This window comes from Ewingella americana (assembly GCF_006438725.1).
Lineage (GTDB): Bacteria > Pseudomonadota > Gammaproteobacteria > Enterobacterales > Enterobacteriaceae > Ewingella > Ewingella americana_A.
Genome location: NZ_RCZD01000016.1, coordinates 1 through 15,074, shown reverse-complemented (window position 1 = coordinate 15,074; position 15,074 = coordinate 1). Strand labels below are relative to the sequence as shown.

Sequence of the window (15,074 nt, the reverse complement as noted above, 5' to 3'; positions counted from 1 at the left end):
ATTACTGTTCTCGCCAGTAGATCTCACTTTAAGTGGAAAAAAATATGACTCAGACCATGTCACAGAAACTTGCCAGAGACAGTCTTGGAAATGCACAAATTTTTGAGGGGGGTATGTATGTAACAAAAAATGGTGTCGCAGAGCTTTTCATTCAGACCGCTGCAGAACGTCAGGTAGAACTGAGAGAAATTGAGCAGGAAAGAAATATAAATGCCCTTTTTAAGCTGGCAATGATGGCTAAAAAGGAAATAGCAGATGGCAAAGGCATGACCCCCGAAGATGTCTTAGGGAGGCTACGTGCCGCAAGAAAATAATAGTGAGGTATTGAGTGTCAAATCAGTTTTCAGTTGTAGTCGCGCCAATGGCGCAGCAGTGCCTGGAAGATATTGAATCATATAAAAGTGGAACGATCGGGCAGCATCAGGCTGCGAGTTTCGTCGATAACCTACTGACAGAATCTGTTGCTAACATTACTGAAGATCCTCAGAGGTATCGCTTCAACGCATACCTTTCAGATCGCGGTTTGATGTTGCGTGAAAGGCTTGATGTAGAAGGTGAGTATCGAGTGCTCTACGATTTTGACGGCACGAATATTGAGATACTGCTTTTTGTTAGTATGAAACAAGATTTTGGGAAGTTGCTTTACCGTTATAACATTCTGAAATGATGCTCAATGCCCGGTTATACCGGGCTTTTTTATGCCTGCTTTAAGGGAGCGGGTCAGGATCCGACATTACTAACTGAGCGTTGTATCGAATCCTGGATGCAGGTCATTAGGATTACGGCTGTCTCATGTTTGGAAACATCATCATCTGACATTACAAGACCTCAATTAATAATGTGAACGCTACTAGGAAAATGCTTTTTAGCTTTTTATACACTACATCACAAGATAATGGGTTCTGTTTTTATAAGGCTCGACTGTTCGAGGTTTGTTGAAGTGATCCTATTACCCGCCATCTGAAAGAAAATCCCCTACTTTCAAATCATTAACGCGATAGTGAAGAGATGCATAATCTAAATTGAAAACTATCAATATGATATTATTTTAATATTAATTAAAAATCATTTGAATCTAATGTTAATTTCATTCCATACGTATAAGGTGACTACTTTCATAATGGAAAGCGGTTACTTTCATAATCCCTCTGAAAAGAGATGCTGCTTTCATAAGAATACATCATGGCCAGTACATAATTCATACATAAATGTCGGTGCCCAGCGCAAATTGCGCTGTAAATTATGAAAGTGACCGCTTAACGTATGCCATTTATGAAAGTAACCGCCTTTTTTGCAGTGTATTATGAAAGTAACCGCTTTTATGAAGAAGCGAGCCCAAGCTTTGGAGAGCGGGTATGGATGATGAACATGATCTCCCTCCCCTTTTTCGTCTCTGTGTAGTCTATGTAGCCGATTTTCTTCAAATCAGTCATTGCCCTGCGGATGGTCGCGTTTTGGTCTTTTACTTGCGATTCCATCGCCAGACGCTCCCGGAGGCGTTTCATTGAAACAAACAATGTAGATGGGGGCATACTTTCAAAGTACACATATAGGGACTGAGCTGCTTCTTTACGGGATAACTCTGAAAGGGCTTTTAGACCAAGCAAAACCTTGTGATCATATCTGTAGAGTTCCCACAGACTAGGGTCCCCAACAATTTCAACCAAATCAGCGTCCATATCTAGTACCGCACGTTGTACCAGATGCGTCACCAGGGAGCGTTTGCCATCTTTGCTGCGAAATGCCAGCGTCACGCTTGATAAGTTGAACAGAGAGTCGCTGAGACGCGTTCTGGCACGTCCATTGATGTCTGTGGGCTTTAAACCACACATCCGTGCAAACTCTGAGAACGGTAAGCTTATCTTTTCACTAGAATAACCGTACTTTGAAAAGGCTGAGATGATCCCTATCCACGTTTTAAAATCTGTGGACATACCAAGCTTTGCGCCCTGAATCTTGATATTTGTATACCCTTCCTGCCTTGCAACTTCTAAGCTGGAAAGTTCCTCTGAGGCATCTATGAGGAATTCCCGCTTCCCCTTTTCCTTTGGTGAAACAGGGGTAAACACGCTTAGTCTAAGCAGTGCTACAGGCTGGACTGTTTTGCTGCTATTCGGAATCAGTTCATAAGCTGTGCCTGAATCTTTCTTGATTATCGCAAATGGGCTTTCTGGTGGATTGATATCATTAGAGTTTTCCATTTATCCACACCATATTTGAAATTTGAGAACTATTTATGAAAGTAACCGCCTAAAGGTTATGAAAATAACCGCCTTTATTATGAAAGTAAACGCTAAATTTATGAAAGTAACCGCTTTTTTTATGAAAGTAACCGCTCAATGTACCGATTTAATTAATGTTTTCAATAGAATACGAGGCTGGTAATCTGTTTTAATTTAATATGATCTTATTATGATCTTAAGAATTGTAATACCAGGTGCATATGTGGATAACTTATTGATCCTGAAGACTCTGACTAGATCCTTTCTTCAGTGCGATACGGGTTAAAGGGTTCTTATCCATTTCATTCACCATCTTTCGTGGCTGTAACGTCCAAAATTTTCACTATTGGCGTAAACTAAACCGTTGATACAAGGAAACAAAGTTAACTGGCGTACATCAAAGCTACTCTTAAACAAACGCTTTTCATTTCAGACGTAAGACCAATCGCCAGGAATGCCTTAACATATTTCTTGATACATCGATCAACCTTGTTGCAGCACCATGGTGTTGAAGCTTTGCCAGTAACTCAAAATCAGCCAACTTCCTGCCATTTTCATAGCCATAACCCTGATGCTAAGCGTTAAGTAACAGATCTCTTTCATAATCACGTATCGTCACCTCAGAAGGTGCCTCTTCCCAGCGTCTTTCTTTCAATAAACGGCGATATGCTGAACTATGTATTGCCCAACTCACATCACCCTGCCCTCTCAACATGTATACACTTCGTCTGTCACCCGAATGGTCATCAATAATTTCCAAAATCTGGCTAAATTTATTGGGGGTGTATATTTCACGAAAGAACACAGTCTGAGTTTTATGCACTTGTTTAACAATTATTACGAGTTTAAAAAACAATCAATTTAATATCATAATGATAGTATTTTAGGTGTTAAAAGAAACGATAGAGAACCATCCTCTAGTCTTTCTTACCACCAATCATTGCGCCTTCATTAAGTACATGCCGGATCCCTATGTTGATCAGGGCCGCGCGCGATAGACCTAAATCTTCAGCTTTTTGATCTAACTGACTCAGTATGTCAGGGGTAATAGTCAGTGTGATTTGTTGTTTTTTTCCTTTGATTACACCTTTCTTTTTGGCTGACTGGCCATCTGGAGCACCTTCGATGAAAGCATCGAGTTTAGCATTGGCTTCATATGTTTTTTTTGGTGGTTTGGTAATTGCCATTTCATATCACCTTAATATTAATATAATATTTTATTGATTGTTAAATAGGATGTTTATGAGGGTGGTAAGTTCCAGATTTGCTTTAGCATCTTGTGGCTTGTATTCAAAGACGCATTGGCCTGAACCCGCAGCATTAGAGAATGCTTTACGTCCAACTATATGATCAGGGATAAATTCAAGCTCCGGGTAATCGGTAAAGATGGCTGCAGCTTCTCTGTTGTCTATTGAGTTACGATTTGCATCGGCAACGTTAATGATTGAGTAAGCTTTCAACCCGTCCCGCACACTACGTGCCTCTGTAATTAGGTCCGAAATGTCCTGCAAAGCCCATACATCAAAACTGCCTGGGCGGTAGGGAACTAAAAGGACATCTGTTAAAACGAGTGCTGCACGCAATGCTGTTGAGTCTCTGCCGCCGGCATCAATGATCACATCATCATACTTTGCTTTTTGCTGCATAAGTTGTGAGCGCAGAATCGGGCCATCGGCATAAGCCGAGCATGCGATACCTGGTTGGATATCGTTTTGTGCTCTTATGCTGATCGCCGTCTGTGCTGTCTCCTGCCGGTCAGCATCAATAAGTAGGACATCACGGCCTTGCATGGCTCTGGCGGCAGCAATATTCACTGCAAGTGTTGTTTTCCCTACACCACCTTTAGTATTTCCAACTGTAAGAATCATGTTTTTACCCTCATTTTAATATTAAAATGCTGTGCTTATGATGTTTTTATACTAGCAGTAAAATATCCTTTTAAACCAGCTTTTTTTCTGATAATTTTCATAAAATGATATCATTTTAATATGAATATGATTTGTTTTTGATGTATAAGTGATTGGTGGCTACTTAAAGAGAAATTTCTTGCATGGGTTAACTGAGCTAGATGCAATTGCTATTGCACTAGAGTCGCTCTTTCTCTACTTATGTGTCTCTTTGATAGCCCTAGTGTTTAAAGTACTATTTAAAATTAGGCCAAGCGTAAAACTCCCGTCAGACCATGCTGTGGGAAGGGGGTGGGCAGAGCAAAAGTACCATCCAGATTTTAAATGTTGAGATGGATTAATGGTATGTAAGTTATTTTAATATCATTACAACATTAAAAATGTATGATTTTACAATCATATTGATTTTTATTTAATATCGTTATGTCGATAAGATTTACACGCAGATAGAGAAGGGTCAACGAATCGAGGCAACCGGTAAATCCGACCATCTTGTTGTGTAAGAAGGGGAGAGCATGTCACGTTTCATCTGCCATTCGGGCGCAATCCCTCGCCCCGCAAACCATACCTTTCCCAGGCCAGAATTATTGATGCCATCGAGAACGTGCATCAACGAGTCACTGGCAGGGCGGGGCTGAACTTCATCAAACAAATCCAACTGTGACACACTGTTTGGTGTAAAATCATTGAGCATTATTCCGGCCTTTGCGTACCGGCGGCCATGGTCCCAGGTGCGATCGAGCGCCTTCATTGCGGCCGCTATAATATCGCGGGTGTCTCGTGTAGGTGTGGTGAGTTTTTCAGTGGCCACGTTGCTGTAATAGATTTCGTTGACTGCGAAAGGTGATGTTTTCACGAAAACGGAAATATGCCGGCAGTACTGATTTTCACCTCTGAGCTTTTCTGCTGCCCGTTCGGCATACTGGCAGACGGCCTGACGCATGGCCTCATAGGTTGTGATCCTCTCGCCGAAAGAGCGGCTACAGACAATTTGCTGTTTGGCGGGAGGGGCTTCCTCCAGGCTGATACAGCTTTCGCCGTTCAGTTCCCTGCATATCCTTTCCAGGACAACGCTAAAATTCTTCCTGATAAAAGTGGGATTCGCGCGAGCGAGCTGCAGGGCGGTTTGAATCCCCATCAGGTTCAGCTTTTTCGAAATCCGGCTTCCGCAGCCCCAGACTTCCTGAACGGGCATCAACGATAACAATTTTTCTGTACGCCGGGGATTACCAGGCGTGAGAGCCAGCACTCCCTTAAATTGTGGCCATTCCTTCGAGGCCCACTGAGCTGCTTTTGCCAAAACTTTGCCAGGTCCCATCCCTACACCGATTGTCAGGCCAGTCCCCTTCAGAACGTGCGCGCGCAACTGGTGGCCAAAGGCTTCAAAATCCATGCAGTTATCGATGTTACTGATATCAATAAACATTTCGTCCACGCTGTATTGTTCCACGCGTGGCGAAAGTTCCTCAATATGACTCATGACTCGTTGGGAAAATGAGTGGTATAAGGAATAATTGCTGGAGAATGCGTACACCTTTTCAGGGAATGACATCTGCTGGATCTGAAACCACGGCATGCCCATTTTTATGCCTAATTTTTTGGCTGCTGCGGATCGCGCCACACAGCACCCATCATTATTGCTCAATATTATCAATGGCTTGCCGCGAAGTGTTGGGTTAAGAACCGCTTCGCAGCTTGCATAAAAGAATTCACATCCGCCAGGGCAAACATCATTCACCTCCACGGGTTTTGTGCACAAAAGCCATAACAACCCCAAAAATTTGCAGGTTCTCCGGATAGAGTGTCGGATAGTCCGGATTCATAGCCTGGAGCGCAGGGCGGGGCGTCAGTAGAAGGCGTTTTACCGTAAACTCGCCGTCAATCTCCGCGATCACAATATCCCCGTGATGCGGTTCTTCTGACTTATCCACGACCATAAGGTCACCGCTGTGCAAGCCGATATCGTTCATAGAGTTTCCAATCGCCCGGATGAAGAACGTGGAGGATTTTTTCTTTATACAGTAATCGTTCAGATCCAGTTCCGCGTCGGCGTAGTCGGCACAAGGGCTGGGAAATCCGGCGGGGCATCGTTCAATAAACAGAGGCAACGAAACCTTCACCGGGTCAATGGCGACGGGAGTGATGTGTAGCATGGCAACTCCTTTTAATAATACTGTATATAATTACAGTATTATTGTTGTGAAAATTCCGACTTGCAAGCCCCGCATTGCCTCTTTTAACTAGCTCTCTGTTTTCTCAGGCGGAAAAAATTTCTGTACTGATTATTTGGCAGGAAACTCAAGTTAGACCAATTTGGTGATATTTTGAGAATTTTAAAATTCTCAATATGAGAAATGTAATTGCTAATTGCCTTTTTTGCGTTAAAATAATTTCTCAAATTGAGAATATATTGGGTGCATTATGAGAAAAATGGGTTGTGACGACGGTTCGACAAACGTTAAGCTGGCATGGCGGGATGGCGATGAAATTTTTACATCGGTCTCCCCGAATTCGTTTAAAGCCGGGTGGAAAGTTGCCGGGATCGGCAGCAGTGAAACGTACAACTATGAAATTGACGGGCTGAAGTACTCATTTGACAGCGTCAGCCATCAGGCGATCAGTACCACCAACATTGAATACCAGTATGGCGACACGAATCTGTTGGCCGTACACCATGCGCTGCTCACCTGCGGTTTGCCGCCACAGCCGGTGAGTCTGACAGTAACCTTGCCGATCAGTGAGTTCTATACCAGCGACTGTCAGCATAACGAGGCCAACATACAGCGGAAAATCGACAACCTGCTGCGGCCGGTAACGCTGAACAAGCGCGAAACCTTCACCATCGAGCACGTTGACGTCATGCCGGAATCGTTGCCTGCCGTAATATCGTCGCTGGAGCGTGCCGGGGTGGGGCCGTTGGAAACCTCACTGGTGATTGATCTGGGGGGAACGACGCTCGATGCCGGTGTCCTGGTGGGGCAGTTTGAAGATGTCAGTGCCATTCAGGGCAATTCTACGATCGGCGTATCGATGGTGACACAGGCCACACTCACGGCACTGCGTATGGCCAATAGCGACACCAGCGCCTTTGTGGCTGATCAACTGATACAGCGACGGCATGACCGCGAGTTTGCCGCCACAGTTGTCAACGATGAGTCAAAAGTGGACTATGTGCTGGACATGATAAGTTCGTCCATCGAGCGACTCGGGGAACGGGTGGTCAATGAGCTGTCGGCGTACCGCCAGGCGAATCGGGTTTGGTTGGTGGGTGGCGGGGCGTCGCTGATTGAAGCTGCCGTGCGCCGTGCCTGGAAACTGGCCCCCGACCGTATTGTGGTGGTCAATGAACCCCAGACGGCGTTGGTTCGCGAACTTGTTTTACTTTAATTCCAAGGAGCGCTATCCGTGACCGACAAACGTAAGAGACTGACTGTCTATTTGCATCCCGAAGATGATAGTCAGGATGCCAGGGCGATGGAGATTATCGAGTCAGTACCTCTGAGAACACGAGGTGAATTCTTCCGGGCGGCGATCGTGGGCGGAAGCGCGTTATACCAGCTGGATAAGCGTCTGCCGTATCTGCTGGCCATGCTGTTCGATGGCCAGCTGACCGCCGACCAACTGGTGGGCATTATTCAGCAGACGACGGGATGGCAACCCTCGACGGCCAGCATTCAGGACGTCATTGCCGCCTGCGCTGGCCAGGTGCCTGCGCCCTCCGTGCTCCCGGAACCCGTCGGCAGTGCGGACGGGGAAGGGCAGGCCCGCAATAATTTCAAACGCATGCTAAAAAAAGACTGAAGCCCTCCGGCGTGCCGGATGATTTATGGAGAGAACAATGTCATTGATGCTGTTGTGCAAAGGGATAATCGGACTGGAGACGCTGACGGGCAGGGCGCGCAAAAGCGCGGCGGAGTGGTGTTTTCTCATCAGTTGCCTGTTTATTGTGCCGTTGCTGATATTTGACGGATTTAGTGTGCCCCTGAAGATACTCTTGCAGTTGTGCTGGGCGATCGTGGTAGTACGCGCCGCCTTTCTGGCCTCTGAAACCTGGAAGAAAAACCGTAAGTAAAACCGATCATCGTTTTCCGCCGGCCTGCGTGCCGGTTTTTTTATGGCTACATCAGGCCGGGAGTGTGCGGTTTTCACATCAGCTGCGGACGATATGACGCTTCCTCGTCGCGGCTGTTCGTTCCTCGCGGTGCTGCGGTACGCCTCAGCCGAGCCTGCGGCGAGCGTTGCGGGTTTTTACAGGGTGGACTTTTTTACCGCTTTTCGACATTCTCAAGACGACGGCCGGTCGTGCTGGACGGCATCGGAACCCGGACGCATGATAAGGGGGGTATTTAACCCCGCCGGAGGCATGAAATGGTCATTAATCCCCGCTTTCCCAAAGAGCTGATTTTCTTCTCTGACGTCAAAGATGCCGTCGCTGACGCGGCGACCCGTATTTTTCTGACAGGTAAAGAAATCTGTCACGATACCCTGGTGGAATGCCTGGCCGACCGGCTGACTTACGCGAAAATCATTGAAGACAGCTATACGGCCGGCGTAATGCAGCAGGCGATTGATCTGCTGGAAGAGCATCGTGGCCACCGCTGATCTGCCGGCTACGAACAGAATATCATCCTCACTAATCGTCTGATCTCAGGGGGCCGGCCTGGCCGGTGTCCTGCTCCCACTCATTCCTGATACCGCGCCGGTCGTCGCAGACTCCCGCCACATTTTCAAACCGCATTCGGTTATCCACAGTTTCACTGAGTAACTCCGGTATTCGCGGGGGATAAGTCGCCTGGCCGTTCTGCGACGACCCTGTGCGAGGCTCCTGCCGCCCAAGGGTGTCGCGTTGCTCCACATTCATGGCACCTCGCGGTGCCGCTGCGTTTCAACACCTCCTGCGTCATCCCTTATGTTCCCTCATGTTAGCGCCAACCCCGTGCCCGCACTGTAGCCGGGCCGCTTCGCCTGTAAGGGTGCGTAAACCTGCCTGCTCACCCGGTCACCGCCAGTCACGGTGCATTCAGCCCGTTCCTGTCGGCGCTGCGGCTTCCGCGTCAGCCCTTCCAGCTCCGCTTTGTGCCCGACTGTCGTGGGGGCACGGCGCCGGCCGGTTCCGGTTCTCTGTATGTGGAGTGACGCTATGTCCCGTTTTGTGTTGGGTGATTGTCAGCAGGTTATGTCAACTTTTCCGTCCCGTTCCGTCGATTTTATCCTGACGGATCCGCCTTACCTTGTGGGGTTTACCGACCGCTCCGGGCGTTCCATTGCCAACGATAAGCAGGGTGACTGGCTGTTGCCGGTCAGCCGCGAGATGTTCCGGGTGCTTAAAAATGACAGTCTGGCGGTCAGTTTTTACGGCTGGAACCGCATCGACCAGTTTATGGCCGCGTGGAAAGCCGCCGGGTTCCGGGTTGTCGGGCACCTCGTGTTCACCAAAGCCTATTCGTCAAAATCGGCGTTTGTGGGCTACCGGCATGAATGTGCCTACGTGCTGGCCAAAGGCCGCCCGCCGCTGCCTGAAAACCCGCTGCCGGACGTGATGCCGTGGGCGTATTCCGGGAACCGGCACCATCCGACCGAAAAGCCGGTGTCTTCCCTGCGGCCGCTGATCGAATGCTTCACGCAGCCGGGCGATATTGTGCTCGACCCGTTTGGTGGAAGTGGATCTACCTGCGTGGCGGCCGCGCAGTGCGGGCGCCGCTGGATTGGCATCGAGCTGATGGAGGAGTATCACGCGGCGGGTGTGCGCCGTCTGGCCGAATTTCAGCGCGTGCGCCCTGTGGCAACGGCCTCAGCTTCATCACAGCAACACCGGAGCATGGCATGAGCAACTATTCAGACAATATCGACCTGCGGGTGGACGTCGCCGCGCTGGCAAACGCAACGTTTGAACTTCGCGAGCAGTTCCGGGCGTTCGAGAAAAAATACTTCTGGGGCAGCGAAGAGTTAACGCAGCGCCTTGCCGGTCAGGTGATCAACCAGCTCAGCGCGCAGATGCTGGAAATCTATAAACAGGTTAACGAACTTGACCACGCCTTCCGGGACTGATGTCGGAACAACATGGCCTCTGCGGGGGCCTTGTTACTGACCCGCGAAGACTGAAGGTACAACATCGGCACCGGTGCGACAGTTTAAAATGCGTGAAACCCCTTCCAGGCTTCGCCTGCCGGAGAGTGAGGGCGGCGCCTTCGGCGCCCACTCTCCGGGGTGTTGTAGTCTTTAAAGCTACGGCTGGGTTCCGATATTTGAACGTTCTGTACTTTTGTTTATCTTCACCGTTCTGTTCCGGGGGCTTGTCTCCTGCTTTCCCGTCGTTCTCTTTCTCTCCTGGTTTTCTTTCTTTCTCGTCGTACAGCCGCTGTGTGTCTTTTTGTCTGTGCGCATTCTTTCCGGCATTCCTCTGGTCATTTCTCCCAGGATAAATCACCCCCAGGGCTTGGCCCCCTTCGGCTCCCGACCTGCGGCCGGTCGTCGAGCCCGACTGCGCTAACCGGCAAGCCGGTAAGCTCCGCGTAACCCCGCCGGGGTTACGGCCTACGGCTAGGGTCTGATGGCAACGGCAAGCCTCAACCCCCGCAGGCGGCTGCGCCGCCGCACGGACACTGGCCAGCGTCGCTGGCCGCTAAGGTCGCCGGCGCGTTCCTCGCCGTCGGGTGTGTGCATGCTGTCTGTTCAGGTGCGTCATCCAACGTATGGCCTAGACGCGAAGGGCTTAACGTAGCACCACCTGGTCATCCTCCAAGGGGTAAATAAACTCCGCCAAAAACTTTTCTCCCGTTCCGTCCGAAAACTTTTTGTCTCCGCCCCTTTCCGGCTGCCTGCGGTGGTGCAACGTTGCCCTTTGCCGCGCACTAGACCCATACCGTTAGATGAATTTTCACCCTGAAGAGGATTGCAGCATGCACACACATAACGTCAACAGCAAAACCGCCACGACTACCCCACCCGAAAGATGGGGGGCGAAAACCGTTCGCCATCTTATTGACCGAGGCCATTACAACGTGGCCTGTGCGCAGGAAGCTCACGCTCATGATGGTGAAAAATTCACACGTCTTGATGCGTATTCCTATTTTATTCGGGGAGCGGGAGAGGCATGGGTAAAGGTGATCCGCCACGCTTTCAGGAAAAAGGGACGTAACGTATGAGGGGAGGTGATAGGCATCAATGAAAAAAGCAGGGTTTCCCCTGCTTTAATCCGCCGGAGGGGAGGTGAACACTCCCAGACCGGCACAACACACAATAACTGATTAGGAGTTACCGTATGTCTGACAACAATACTAAAACAGCGACCGCGAGAAAATCCAGCGATAAAGTATCAAAAGCCGTAAACGACGCGCTCAAAGCCGCGCTCGAGCAGGCGCAGATGGAGTTTGTCCCGCTTTCCTCGCTGGTCATCTCCCCGCTGAACGTCCGCTCCGTCCCGTATACGGCGAAGGAAATCCGGCAAACGGCGGACTCGATCCATGCTATCGGGTTACTGCAAAACTTAGTCATCCATGCACTGCCGGAAGGTATGAACGGCGTGGCGGCGGGCGGAAAGCGTTTAACCAGCCTTAATCTGCTTTTAGAAGAGGGGAAGGTGACGCCGGACACCCTCATTGCCGTGAAGCGTCTGCCTGACGATCTCGCCCGCGCCGCCTCCATCACGGAGAACAGTGATCATAAGGTCATGCATCCGGCAGAGCAGATTGTCGGTTTCCGCGACCTTGCCGCCGAGGGAAAAACGGAGGCGCAGATCGGCGCACTGTTCGGGTATTCAAGCCGCCATGTGCAGCGCTGCCTGAAAATGGCCAATCTGGCACCGTCGCTGCTGAAATTGCTGGCACAGGACGAGATCACCCTCGATATCTGTCAGGCGCTGTGCCTTGAAGACGATCAGCAACGGCAGGTGGAGGTCTGGGAAAGTGCAAAGAACACCTATTATTCCCCGTCTGCCAGCGTCGTTAAAAACCTGATCGTGCAAAGCGAGGTCAGCATTCTCAATAACAGCCTGTTTGCCTTTGTCGGTCGTGAGACGTATGAAGCCGCAGGCGGCGTGGTACGTGAAGACCTGTTCAGCGGCGAAAACGGCGAGGGTTTTGTGGACAAGTCCCTGCTCACCACGCTGGCAGAGCAAAAACTGGCGGCTGCGGCACAGGCCATTCAGACGCAGGAGGGCTGGTCGTGGAGCCTCTCCCGCTGGCACGGCATAACTTCTCGTGGCGACGACCGTACGGCGTATCGCTTTCTGGATGAACCGGAACCGGTCTACGCAGAAGGGGAAGAAGCCGCGCAGGACGTGCTGATCGAACAGCGCGATGCGCTTGAAACCGAGGAAGATGACGCCGTTTATCAGGCGCAAATTGACGCCATTGAAGAACGCGCAATCAGTCGCGGCTGGACGGAAGAACAGAAAGCGTCCGGCGGCGTGGTGGTGTCGTATGACAATGGTTATCTGCATATCCAGCGCGGCGTGTGCAGGCTTGAACCGGTCGAAACGCCGGTAGAAAACGTGATCACGCTGGTCAAAGAGACGCCAAAAGCCGTGGATCAGGCTCCGGCGACCTTAGTCACCGCCCTGTCCAGCGAGCGGACGCTGGCCATGCAGGCCGCGCTTTCCCAGCAGCCGCACGTCGGTTTAGCGATGCTGACGTGGAAATACTGCCTCTCGGCCTTCGGCAAAATGGGTAAGGCGTCGCCGCTGAAAGCCCATATGACCGTGGAGCGCGAAAAACTGGTGACAGCGTCACTCTCCGGCGAGCAAGGCAAGGCATTTAAGTGGCTTGAGCAGGAAAAAGACAAGGTACTTTCAACGTTTCCCGAAGACTGGACGACGCATTTTACGTGGCTTCTCGACTGGCCGCAGGCTGACGTGTCGATGCTGCTCGGATTCTGCGTCGCGTTCGGCATTGATGGCGTTCAGGCGCGACTTTACGGCAAAACGGAGGACAGTGCGCTGGACGCGCTGGAAAGTACGCTGAATTTCGATTTACGCGACTGGTGGCAGCCGACCGCAGCGGGGTATTTCTGCAAAATCAGCAAAGATCAGATTGTTGACGTGCTGAATCAGAACGGCCTGAGCGGCGTGGCGGTCGAGGCGGCGAAGCTCAAGCGGGGCGAAGCCGCCGTGCTGGCCGAGAAAGCGATAGGGGAAACGCGCTGGGTGCCGGAATGGATGAAAGCGCCGGTGACCGACACGCAGACCTCGCAGAGCGATATCCCGTCCACTGATGCCACGGCGAATGCCGCCTGATACGGAGATACCGCCCGAAAGGGCGGTATACAACACCATGAAAAATAATCCCTCTCCTTTCCTGTTAACGCTGCTGGGATGCCAGCCCGCCGGTGCGGACTTACCGGCAGCGCTGCGCGGCAACGTGCGCGAACTGTTTACCGATTCCGTTTTTCAACATATCGAGCTACCGGCGGCGTGGTCGGTGGATGTGCCCGAACCCGGTGAAGAAGGTTTTATCTCCACCTGCTGCGTGCTGACAGCGGCGTCCGGCATCAGGCTGGTCTTTGGTCACGGCGGTGAGGATGCCCCGTACTGGTCTATGGGACTGCTGTTTGACGCGGGGCAGTCCGTCGCGTGGCTGTTTGTTTCTGAGCGTATCGATTATGACGCCGTGGCTGCTCTTGAGCGGGTGATACTGCGGGTTGATGGGTGTATACATAATGGCTATTGCACCGCCGATGTGCTGGCAGCGGCGCTGCGCGTTGCGGGGGAGGCGGTATGAATGCGCTTATTTCCGCCGTCGCCGCGCCGGTGCTCATGAGGTTCATCACGTTGCAACCCGCTGATGTTACCGTCAGCGTAAATATGAAGGGACACACGTTCACCGCCACGAGGGTAAACCATGACTGACCTGTTAACGGATACGGCGTCCCGCCCGCCGCTGCGCCCCCACGTCATTCTGATTGTTGCCGGGCTGGACACTGGCACCGGCTTTCACTTTGTCTCACATCCGACGCTCTCCGGTGCCGATGCCAACCTGTGGTTTCCGCTGGCAGAGGGGCAGGATTTATACGCCGCCGTTGAGCGGGTGATGGTCATGAACCACGCGGCGAACAATGTTGTCCGCATGGACGTTATCCAAAAAGGCGACGGACATACCGATTACAAAATCGTGTATAACCCAGAGATCAGGGTGTGCTGATGGTCAGGGGGGCAGGGTGCGTAACGCTTTGCCCCCCTGAGACATTGTGCAGCCCGTTCAAATGCCCCGGCGGGCGTCGCCCTCCCAATGCAGAGTGAGGGGGCGGCTGCGCCGCCCTTTCTCTCCGTTCTGTTCCGGGGGCTTGTCTCCTGCTTTCCCGTCGTTCTCTTTCTCTCCGGGCTTTCTCTCTTCTTCTTCGTGCAGCTGCTGTGCGTGATCCAGTCTGTATTCGCCCTTCCCGATCTCTTTCTGATTGTTTTCGCCAGCATAGGTCACCCCCAGGGCATGGCCCCCTTCGGCTCCCGACCTGCGGCCGGTCGTCGAGCCCGACTGCGCTAACCGGCAAGCCGGTAAGCTCCGCGTAACCCCTCCGGGGTTACGGCCTACGACTAGGGTCTGATGGCAACGGCCAGGTCAACCCCCGCAGCCGGCTTCGCCGCCGCACAGACACTGGCCAGCGACGCTGGCCGCTAAGGTCGACGGCGCGTTCCTCGCCGTCGGGTGTGTGCATGCTGTCTGTTCAGGTGCGTCATCCAACGTATGGCCTAGACGCGAAGGGCTTAACGTAGCACCACCTGGTCATCCTCCAAGGGGTAAATAAACTCCGCCAAAAACTTTTCTCCCGTTCCGTCCGAAAACTTTTTGTCTCCGCCCCTTTCCGGCTGCCTGCGGTGGAGCAACGTTGCCCTTTGCCGCGCACTAGACCCATACCGTTAGATGAATTTTCACCCTGAAGAGGATTGCAGCATGCACACACATAACGTCAACAGCAAAACCGCCACGACTACCCCACCCGAAAGATGGGGGGC

17 protein-coding genes and 1 pseudogene are annotated in these 15,074 nt (G+C 51.3%); 12 read left to right on the top strand and 6 right to left on the bottom strand.

Features of this window, described 5'->3' with window-relative positions:
* Nucleotides 1–44 precede the first annotated feature (44 nt).
* Complete coding sequence (locus tag EAH77_RS21915) at nucleotides 45–314, top strand: hypothetical protein (protein WP_140475083.1); 270 nt, start codon at nucleotides 45–47, stop codon at nucleotides 312–314.
* Nucleotides 315–328: 14 nt separating this feature from the next.
* On the top strand, nucleotides 329–667 hold the full coding sequence (locus EAH77_RS21910; RefSeq protein WP_140475081.1) for a type II toxin-antitoxin system RelE/ParE family toxin: 339 nt from the start codon (nucleotides 329–331) through the stop codon (nucleotides 665–667).
* 652 nt (nucleotides 668–1,319) lie between these two features.
* Here the strand turns inward: EAH77_RS21910 and EAH77_RS21905 are convergent.
* The 6 genes and pseudogenes from EAH77_RS21905 to umuD form a co-directional block, all read right to left on the bottom strand.
* Nucleotides 1,320–2,201, bottom strand: coding sequence for a RepB family plasmid replication initiator protein (locus EAH77_RS21905; protein ID WP_140475079.1), 882 nt, complete (start codon nucleotides 2,199–2,201; stop codon nucleotides 1,320–1,322).
* A 445-nt stretch (nucleotides 2,202–2,646) separates the two neighbouring features.
* Complete coding sequence (locus EAH77_RS25840) at nucleotides 2,647–2,763, bottom strand: FRG domain-containing protein (RefSeq protein WP_431306784.1); 117 nt, start codon at nucleotides 2,761–2,763, stop codon at nucleotides 2,647–2,649.
* A 376-nt stretch (nucleotides 2,764–3,139) separates the two neighbouring features.
* A complete protein-coding gene (locus EAH77_RS21895) occupies nucleotides 3,140–3,409 on the bottom strand; it encodes a ribbon-helix-helix domain-containing protein (RefSeq protein ID WP_140475077.1) in 270 nt (89 codons plus the stop codon).
* Between the two features lie 30 nt (nucleotides 3,410–3,439).
* On the bottom strand, nucleotides 3,440–4,090 hold the full coding sequence (locus EAH77_RS21890) for an AAA family ATPase (protein WP_140475075.1): 651 nt from the start codon (nucleotides 4,088–4,090) through the stop codon (nucleotides 3,440–3,442).
* A gap of 496 nt (nucleotides 4,091–4,586) precedes the next feature.
* A pseudogene (gene umuC, locus EAH77_RS21885) lies at nucleotides 4,587–5,860 on the bottom strand (translesion error-prone DNA polymerase V subunit UmuC).
* Entirely contained in the window at nucleotides 5,860–6,282 is a 423-nt protein-coding gene (gene umuD, locus EAH77_RS21880; protein ID WP_140475073.1) for a translesion error-prone DNA polymerase V autoproteolytic subunit, read from the bottom strand. The pseudogene umuC and the gene umuD overlap by 1 nt, the downstream one beginning before the upstream one ends.
* A 268-nt stretch (nucleotides 6,283–6,550) precedes the next feature.
* Here umuD and parM point away from each other — a divergent pair, with 268 nt between their 5' ends.
* The 10 genes from parM to EAH77_RS21830 all read left to right on the top strand — a co-directional run bounded on the left by parM (nucleotide 6,551) and on the right by EAH77_RS21830 (nucleotide 14,265).
* Nucleotides 6,551–7,516, top strand: coding sequence for a plasmid segregation protein ParM domain-containing protein (gene parM, locus EAH77_RS21875; RefSeq protein ID WP_140475071.1), 966 nt, complete (start codon nucleotides 6,551–6,553; stop codon nucleotides 7,514–7,516).
* Between the two features lie 18 nt (nucleotides 7,517–7,534).
* Nucleotides 7,535–7,930, top strand: a complete 396-nt coding sequence (locus tag EAH77_RS21870; protein ID WP_140475069.1) for a plasmid partitioning/stability family protein — start codon at nucleotides 7,535–7,537, stop codon at nucleotides 7,928–7,930.
* Nucleotides 7,931–7,967: 37 nt separating this feature from the next.
* Nucleotides 7,968–8,201, top strand: a complete 234-nt coding sequence (locus EAH77_RS21865; protein WP_140475067.1) for a hypothetical protein — start codon at nucleotides 7,968–7,970, stop codon at nucleotides 8,199–8,201.
* Nucleotides 8,202–8,497: 296 nt separating this feature from the next.
* Complete coding sequence (locus EAH77_RS21860) at nucleotides 8,498–8,731, top strand: hypothetical protein (RefSeq protein WP_140475065.1); 234 nt, start codon at nucleotides 8,498–8,500, stop codon at nucleotides 8,729–8,731.
* 538 nt (nucleotides 8,732–9,269) lie between these two features.
* Nucleotides 9,270–9,956 (top strand): DNA methyltransferase, encoded by a 687-nt coding sequence (locus EAH77_RS21855; RefSeq protein WP_140475063.1) that lies wholly within the window; start codon nucleotides 9,270–9,272, stop codon nucleotides 9,954–9,956.
* Nucleotides 9,953–10,177: a hypothetical protein gene (locus tag EAH77_RS21850; RefSeq protein WP_140475061.1), complete on the top strand. Its 225-nt coding sequence runs from the start codon at nucleotides 9,953–9,955 to the stop codon at nucleotides 10,175–10,177. The genes EAH77_RS21855 and EAH77_RS21850 overlap by 4 nt, the downstream gene beginning before the upstream one ends.
* A gap of 851 nt (nucleotides 10,178–11,028) precedes the next feature.
* Nucleotides 11,029–11,274, top strand: coding sequence for a hypothetical protein (locus EAH77_RS21845; protein WP_140475059.1), 246 nt, complete (start codon nucleotides 11,029–11,031; stop codon nucleotides 11,272–11,274).
* Between the two features lie 116 nt (nucleotides 11,275–11,390).
* Nucleotides 11,391–13,361, top strand: a complete 1,971-nt coding sequence (locus EAH77_RS21840; RefSeq protein ID WP_140475057.1) for a ParB/RepB/Spo0J family partition protein — start codon at nucleotides 11,391–11,393, stop codon at nucleotides 13,359–13,361.
* Between the two features lie 37 nt (nucleotides 13,362–13,398).
* Complete coding sequence (locus EAH77_RS21835; RefSeq protein ID WP_161985842.1) at nucleotides 13,399–13,845, top strand: conjugation system SOS inhibitor PsiB family protein; 447 nt, start codon at nucleotides 13,399–13,401, stop codon at nucleotides 13,843–13,845.
* Between the two features lie 120 nt (nucleotides 13,846–13,965).
* Nucleotides 13,966–14,265, top strand: a complete 300-nt coding sequence (locus EAH77_RS21830; protein WP_140475052.1) for a hypothetical protein — start codon at nucleotides 13,966–13,968, stop codon at nucleotides 14,263–14,265.
* Nucleotides 14,266–15,074 lie beyond the last annotated feature (809 nt).

Bases quoted from the DNA above. Each gene is read 5' to 3' on its own strand.
- EAH77_RS21835 (WP_161985842.1), top strand. From the start codon at position 13,399: ATGAAAAATAATCCCTCTCCTTTCCTGTTAACGCTGCTGGGATGCCAG.
- umuD (WP_140475073.1), bottom strand. From the start codon at position 6,282: ATGCTACACATCACTCCCGTCGCCATTGACCCGGTGAAGGTTTCGTTG.
- EAH77_RS21915 (WP_140475083.1), top strand. From the start codon at position 45: ATGACTCAGACCATGTCACAGAAACTTGCCAGAGACAGTCTTGGAAAT.
- EAH77_RS21845 (WP_140475059.1), top strand. From the start codon at position 11,029: ATGCACACACATAACGTCAACAGCAAAACCGCCACGACTACCCCACCC.
- EAH77_RS21895 (WP_140475077.1), bottom strand. From the start codon at position 3,409: ATGGCAATTACCAAACCACCAAAAAAAACATATGAAGCCAATGCTAAA.
- EAH77_RS21860 (WP_140475065.1), top strand. From the start codon at position 8,498: ATGGTCATTAATCCCCGCTTTCCCAAAGAGCTGATTTTCTTCTCTGAC.
- EAH77_RS21865 (WP_140475067.1), top strand. From the start codon at position 7,968: ATGTCATTGATGCTGTTGTGCAAAGGGATAATCGGACTGGAGACGCTG.
- EAH77_RS21905 (WP_140475079.1), bottom strand. From the start codon at position 2,201: ATGGAAAACTCTAATGATATCAATCCACCAGAAAGCCCATTTGCGATA.
- parM (WP_140475071.1), top strand. From the start codon at position 6,551: ATGAGAAAAATGGGTTGTGACGACGGTTCGACAAACGTTAAGCTGGCA.
- EAH77_RS21840 (WP_140475057.1), top strand. From the start codon at position 11,391: ATGTCTGACAACAATACTAAAACAGCGACCGCGAGAAAATCCAGCGAT.
- EAH77_RS21890 (WP_140475075.1), bottom strand. From the start codon at position 4,090: ATGATTCTTACAGTTGGAAATACTAAAGGTGGTGTAGGGAAAACAACA.
- EAH77_RS21850 (WP_140475061.1), top strand. From the start codon at position 9,953: ATGAGCAACTATTCAGACAATATCGACCTGCGGGTGGACGTCGCCGCG.
- EAH77_RS21855 (WP_140475063.1), top strand. From the start codon at position 9,270: ATGTCCCGTTTTGTGTTGGGTGATTGTCAGCAGGTTATGTCAACTTTT.
- EAH77_RS21830 (WP_140475052.1), top strand. From the start codon at position 13,966: ATGACTGACCTGTTAACGGATACGGCGTCCCGCCCGCCGCTGCGCCCC.